Origin of the sequence: Streptomyces sp. NPDC059398 (assembly GCF_042751845.1) — a bacterium.
Lineage (GTDB): Bacteria > Actinomycetota > Actinomycetes > Streptomycetales > Streptomycetaceae > Streptomyces.
Map to the genome: position 1 here is coordinate 107,329 of NZ_JBHYWP010000007.1, position 5,679 is coordinate 113,007.

The 5,679-nt window shown below is 71.7% G+C and carries 6 protein-coding genes; 4 read left to right on the forward strand and 2 right to left on the reverse strand.

Going from position 1 to position 5,679, the window contains the following annotated elements; all coding sequences use genetic code 11:
• Window positions 1-262: 262 nt before the first annotated feature.
• From ACFXBC_RS04940 to ACFXBC_RS04950, 3 genes are all read left to right on the forward strand, one after another.
• Window positions 263-1,198 carry an ATP-binding cassette domain-containing protein gene (locus ACFXBC_RS04940; RefSeq protein ID WP_385018753.1) on the forward strand — a complete coding sequence of 312 codons (936 nt, stop codon included), beginning with the start codon at window positions 263-265 and terminating at the stop codon, window positions 1,196-1,198.
• A 61-nt stretch (window positions 1,199-1,259) separates the two neighbouring features.
• On the forward strand, window positions 1,260-2,171 hold the full coding sequence (locus ACFXBC_RS04945; protein WP_385018755.1) for an ABC transporter permease: 912 nt from the start codon (window positions 1,260-1,262) through the stop codon (window positions 2,169-2,171).
• A 178-nt stretch (window positions 2,172-2,349) separates the two neighbouring features.
• Window positions 2,350-2,931 (forward strand): TetR/AcrR family transcriptional regulator, encoded by a 582-nt coding sequence (locus tag ACFXBC_RS04950; RefSeq protein WP_385018757.1) that lies wholly within the window; start codon window positions 2,350-2,352, stop codon window positions 2,929-2,931.
• On the opposite strand, the gene rarD is transcribed toward ACFXBC_RS04950, so the two are convergent.
• Both rarD and ACFXBC_RS04960 read right to left on the reverse strand, forming a co-directional pair.
• Window positions 2,888-3,895: an EamA family transporter RarD gene (rarD, locus tag ACFXBC_RS04955; RefSeq protein ID WP_385018759.1), complete on the reverse strand. Its 1,008-nt coding sequence runs from the start codon at window positions 3,893-3,895 to the stop codon at window positions 2,888-2,890. The two genes, ACFXBC_RS04950 and rarD, sit on opposite strands and share 44 nt — an antisense overlap.
• A 221-nt stretch (window positions 3,896-4,116) precedes the next feature.
• Window positions 4,117-4,971: an SDR family oxidoreductase gene (locus ACFXBC_RS04960; protein WP_385018761.1), complete on the reverse strand. Its 855-nt coding sequence runs from the start codon at window positions 4,969-4,971 to the stop codon at window positions 4,117-4,119.
• A gap of 141 nt (window positions 4,972-5,112) precedes the next feature.
• Between ACFXBC_RS04960 and ACFXBC_RS04965 the strand changes: the two genes are divergently transcribed.
• Window positions 5,113-5,499, forward strand: a complete 387-nt coding sequence (locus ACFXBC_RS04965; RefSeq protein WP_385018763.1) for a winged helix-turn-helix transcriptional regulator — start codon at window positions 5,113-5,115, stop codon at window positions 5,497-5,499.
• The last annotated feature ends 180 nt before the right edge of the window (window positions 5,500-5,679 follow it).

The window sequence follows — 5,679 nt, forward strand, 5'->3', positions numbered from 1 at the left end:
CGGCCCATGAGCGCCGAGCCGTCCATTGTACCCCCCAGCGGTCGTGCAGCCCGTCACGCCCGGGGTTCCGGAAACCGCGCCCGGGGGCCCCCCCCCCCGCCGGGTGTTCTCTGCTCCGTGCGACCGGGGGGCTGGCCGCCCGCTCCGGGGCGCGGCGCTCCGGTCCGGGTGCGTCCCGTTAGCCTGGATCGCACCGTGCGCCGAACACCGCGCCGCCCGGACCGCACCGTGCGCCCCCGCGCCGAACGACGGGACCGTCGCCATGCCAGAAGCCGTCATCGAAACCCATGCCCTGACCAAACGCTTCCGCGGCGGCCAACTCGCGGTGAACCGCCTGGACCTCGCCGTCCCGCGCGGCAGCGTCTTCGGCTTCCTCGGGCCCAACGGCTCCGGCAAGACCACCACCATCCGGATGCTCCTCGGCCTCATCGCCCCGACCTCCGGCACCGCCACCCTGCTGGGCCGGCCGATGCCGCGCGCCGCCCACAGTGTGCTGCCGGACGTCGGCGCGCTCATCGAGGGCCCCGCGCTGTACGGGTTCCTCTCCGGCCGCGACAACCTGCTGCGCTACGACTCCGCCGACCCGCGGGCCGACCCCCGTACCCGGCGCGCCCGTGTCGATGCCGCCATCGAACGGGTCGGGCTCGCCCACGCGGCGGCCAAGAAGGCCAAGGCGTACTCACTCGGTATGAAGCAGCGCCTCGGTCTCGCCTCCGCACTGCTCCAGCCGCGCGGACTGCTCGTCCTGGACGAGCCGACGAACGGGCTCGACCCGCAGGGTATGCGGGAGATCCGGACCCTGGTCAGGGAGTTGGCGCAGGACGGCACCACGGTCTTCCTCTCCTCCCACCTCCTGGACGAGATCGAGCAGGTCTGCACCCACGCGGCTGTGATGGCCCGGGGCACGCTGCTCGCCCAGGGCCCGGTCGCCGAACTCGCGACCCGCGGCCGTCTCGCCGTGGGCACACCCGACCCCGCGGTGGCCGCCCGGGTACTCAAGGAGCGGGGCATCTCCGATGTGGAGGTGGCCGGCGACCGGGTGACGGGGGACATCCCGCCCGCGGACACCGACGTGGCGGACCTGAACGCGGCCCTGGTACGGGAAGGCGTACGGGTCAGGTCCTTCGGCGTCGAACGGGCCTCCCTTGAGGACGCCTTCGTCGCACTCACCGGAGAGGGTTTCGATGTCGCAGGCTGAGGCACCCCGCCAGAAGCAGACCGAGGGCCGCGTGCCTGAGAGCACCGCGCCTGAGGGCCGCATGCCCGAGGGCCGCGTGCGCCAGGCCGGTGCGGACCAGGCCCCCGCCCCCGGGGCGGTGCGTGCGCTGCTGCGCCCCCGTCGGCAGCTCGCCCTCCTCCGCTCCGAGCTGACCACCACCTTCCGCCGCTGGCGCACCCTCGCCCTGCTCGCCGTGCTGGCCGCGGTCCCGGTCCTCATCGGTATCGCCGTCAAGCTGGAGTCCGACCGGGGTTCGACGGCCGGCGATCCCAGCGGCAACGGTCCCGCCTTCCTCTCGGACATCACCAACAACGGCCTCTTCCTCGTCTTCGCGGCACTCGCCGCGACCCTGCCGGTCTTCCTCCCGATGGCCGTCGGTGTCATCGCGGGGGATTCCGTGGCGGGCGAGGCCAGTGCCGGGACGCTCCGCTATCTGCTGGTCGCCCCGGCCGGCCGGACCAGGCTGCTGCTCGCCAAGTTCGTCTGCGCCGTGGCCTTCTGCCTGGCCGCGACCCTGGTCGTGGCGGTCTCCGCGCTCGTGGTGGGGGCGCTGCTCTTCCCGCTCGGCGATGTCACGACGATCTCGGGCACCCGGATCCCGTTCACCGACGGGCTCGGCCGGGCCGCGCTGATCTCGGCCGTGGTCGCCGCCTCGCTCGTCGGCGTCGCGGCCATCGGGCTGTTCGTCTCGACCCTCACCAGCAGCGGAATCGCGGCGATGGCGACGACGGTCGGTCTGGTGATCACGGTGCAGATCCTGGACGGGATTCCCCAGCTGCACGCACTCCAGCCGTATCTGTTCCCGCACTACTGGCTGTCCTTCGCGGATCTGCTGCGGGCACCGGTCTACTGGGACGAGATCGTCAAGAACCTCGGTATGCAGGGCCTTTACGCCGTGGTGTTCGGCTCGGCGGCCTGGGCGCGGTTCACCACGAAGGACATCGCGGCCTGACCGGGAAAGCCCCGGCGGAGCGGGGAAAAGGGAGGGCACGTGCCGTACCGAGAACCGTCCCCCGACGCGGCTCGACACGACACGTACCGTTTCCCCGCCGATATTCTGGAACGCGCACCTTCTGCTGTCAAGACGCTACGTATCGTCCCCGGTCGCGACGGGTGAATAGACTTATGCGGTGAACCTCACGCCCAATCCCGCGCGCCGGAGCGAGAAATCGCAGCAGGCGATTCTCGCGGCCGCCCTCGCGCTCTGTATCGAGCGGGGGTACGCCCGCGTCACGATCGAGTCCATCGCCGCCCGCGCCGGAGTGAGCAAGAAGACGATCTACCGCTGGTGGCCGTCGAAGGGCGCCCTGGTGCTCGAAGCGCTGGACGACGCGGTCATCCGGACCCGTCCCTTCCCGGATACCGGCGACCTCGCCGCCGATCTCCACTCCCAGATGACCGGCGTGGTGCGGCTCCTGGCACATCCGCCGCTCGGCCCCGCGTACGCCGGGATCCTCACCGAGATCCAGTACGACGAAGAACTCGCCAGGACCGTGCAGGAACAGTTCATCGACCCACGGGTCAAGGGGGCCACGGCCCGGCTGCGCAGCGCCCAGGAGCAGGGCGTGCTCCCCGGGGACGCGGACGTCAACCTCGCTGTGGAACTGCTCTACGGCCCGCTCTACTACCGGCACAGCCTGCGCAGACCGCCGCACAACGCGGAGGAGATCACCCGGCTGATCGCCCAGGTCCTGAAGTCCCTGGGCGGCTGAGGCCGGTCGGGTCCAGCCGCTCCGGCGGCGCGGCGGGGCCGTCCGCTGCCAGCAGCTCGGCCGCGAGCCGGGCCGCCCGCGCCCGTGTCCGGTGCGCGTTCCGCAGGGCATCCCAGGTCAGCAGCGTCAGCGCCAGCCACACCAGCGCGAAGCCCGCCCAGCGCTCCGGCGGCATCGCCTCATGGAAGTACAGGATGCCGAGGCCGAACTGGAAGACCGGCGCCAGATACTGGAGCAGGCCCAGGGTCGAGAGCGGTACGCGGATGGCCGCGGCGCCGAAGAGGATCAACGGGATCGCGGTGACCAGACCCGTGGACGCGAGGAGCGCCCCGTGGGCGGGGGAGCCGAACGTGGCCTCGCCCCGGGCCGTGAGGAACACCAGATAGGCCAGCGCGGGCAGGAACTGCACCGCCGTCTCGGCCGTGAGCGACTCCAGACCGCCGAGGTTCACCTTTTTCTTGGCCAGCCCGTACGTCGCGAAGGAGAAGGCCAGCATCAGCGAGATCCAGGGCGGCTTGCCGTATCCGATGGCCAGGACGAGGACCGCAACCGCCCCGGTGGCGACGGCCGCCCACTGCGCGGGGCGCAGCCGTTCGCCCAGGATCAGGACGCCCATCGCGATGGTGACCAGCGGGTTGATGAAGTAGCCGAGCGACGCCTCGACGACCTGACCGTTGTTCACGGCCCAGATGTAGCCGCCCCAGTTGACGCTGATGACCGCCGCGGCGACGACCACGAGGCCCAGCCTGCGCGGTGTACGGACCAGTTCGCCGATCCACGCCCAGCGCCGTGTCACGAGCAGCGCGATCAGCACGACGCCCAGGGACCACACCATGCGGTGGGCCAGGATCTCCATGGCGCCGGACGGCTTGAGCAGGGGCCAGAACATCGGGACGAGCCCCCACAGCACATACGCCGCCGCACCGTTCAGGAACCCCGCACGCTGCTCGCTGCTGCCCTTCACGGACCCTCCCCTGAGATCGCCCGGCAGCCGCCGCCGGAGGCGTGGCACATGCCCAGGGCGTGACACCTGCCGAAGGCGTGACACATACGGAGTCGAAGGTACGGGAGGAGGACCCGCCTGTCATGCCCGTGTCGTCATACGGTCATGACAGGCATACGGCCGTACGGTCGCGGCGCGGGTCCGCGTGGGTTCGCGCCCCGCTTACGCGAGCGCCGCTCCGCTTACGCGAGCGCCGCCGCGATCGAGTCCGCGATCGGGGTGGTGGGGCGCCCCGTCAGCCGGGCCAGATCGCCGCTCGTGGCGGCCAGCCGGCCGCGCTCGATGGCCTCGTCCACGTCCACGAGGATCGCCGCGAACGCCTCCGGCAGACCCGCACCGACCAGGACCTCCTGGTGGGCGGCGGCCGGGACGTTCCGGTAGGTGATCTCCTTGCCGGTGGCCTTCGCGACCTCGGCCGCGTACTCGGAGAGGGACCAGGCGACGTCACCGCTCAGCTCGTAGGCCCGGCCCAGGTGACCGTCCGACACGAGCACGGCGGCCGCGGCCGCCGCGTAGTCCGCGCGGGCCGCCGACGCGATCCGGCCGTCCCCCGCGTTGGCGACGACCGCGCCGTGCTCCAGGACCGGCGCAAGGTTCCCGGTGTAGTTCTCGTTGTACCAGCCGTTGCGCAGGAAGGTGTACGGAAGCCCGGAGTCCAGGATCAGCTGCTCGGTCACCTTGTGCTCGGCGGCCAGCTCGAAGTCGGCATCCGGGCCGCCCAGGATGCCCGTGTACGCGAGCTGGGCGACGCCCGCGGCCTTCGCCGCCTCGATGACCGCGGTGTGCTGTGGCACGCGCCGGCCGACCTCGCTCCCGGAGATGAGGAGCACCCGCTCACCGGAGCGGAACGCCCCGGTGAGGCTCGCCGGGTCGTTGTAGTCGGCGATGCGCAGCTCGACCCCGCGCGCCGCCAGACCGGCGGCCTTCTCCTTGCTGCGGACGACGGCGGCGACCTGGTCCGCGGGGACCCTGGTGAGCAGCTCATCGATGACGAGGCGGCCGAGTGCCCCGGTGGCTCCGGTGACGACGATGCTCATGTGGTGATGCTCCCTGGTTCGGAATTGCTGCGCCGCGGTTCGGATCCCCGCGCTCTTGAGCCCGGATCTCCGCGCTCTCGCACTCACCCTACGAGGGGTACTAACCAAAGGAAAGTACCCACTTTGAGGTAAGGTACTGGCATGGACGTAAGTGAACGGGTGGCGGGCCGGTGGCCCGACGTCAACCAAGCGATGTGCCCCTCGCGGCTGATCCTGGAACATGTCACCAGCCGCTGGGGTGTGCTCGTACTGGCCGCGCTCCTGGAGCGTTCGTACCGCTTCAGCGAGCTGCGCCGCCACGTGGGCGGGGTCAGCGAGAAGATGCTCGCCCAGACGCTGCAGACGCTGGAGCGGGACGGTTTCGTGGACCGCGACGCCAAGCCCGTCATCCCGCCGCGGGTGGACTACTCGCTCACGCCGCTCGGCAGGGAGGCCGCCGAGCAGGTGTGGGGGCTCGCCCGCTGGACCGAGCAGCGGATCGATGAGGTGTTCACGGCACGCGAGACATACGACAGGGCCCGGCCCTGAGGGAACGGGACCGGGCCCCGGGCGGCGCCTGCTGACGCCCGGTCGGAAGCTGAGGCGTCCTCAGCCCGCGACCGTCCAGGTGTCGTTGCCGGGGGTGGCGCCGGGGGCCGCGGCGCGTGCGCGGGGCAGGCACGCCGCCCGCCTCGGCGGCGCGGAGTAGGCGGGGGTCGTCAGGCCGCG

Coding starts and splice junctions, on each gene's coding strand:
- ACFXBC_RS04940 (WP_385018753.1), top strand. CDS start 263: ATGCCAGAAGCCGTCATCGAAACCCATGCCCTGACCAAACGCTTCCGC.
- ACFXBC_RS04945 (WP_385018755.1), top strand. CDS start 1,260: ATGCCCGAGGGCCGCGTGCGCCAGGCCGGTGCGGACCAGGCCCCCGCC.
- ACFXBC_RS04960 (WP_385018761.1), bottom strand. CDS start 4,971: ATGAGCATCGTCGTCACCGGAGCCACCGGGGCACTCGGCCGCCTCGTC.
- ACFXBC_RS04965 (WP_385018763.1), top strand. CDS start 5,113: ATGGACGTAAGTGAACGGGTGGCGGGCCGGTGGCCCGACGTCAACCAA.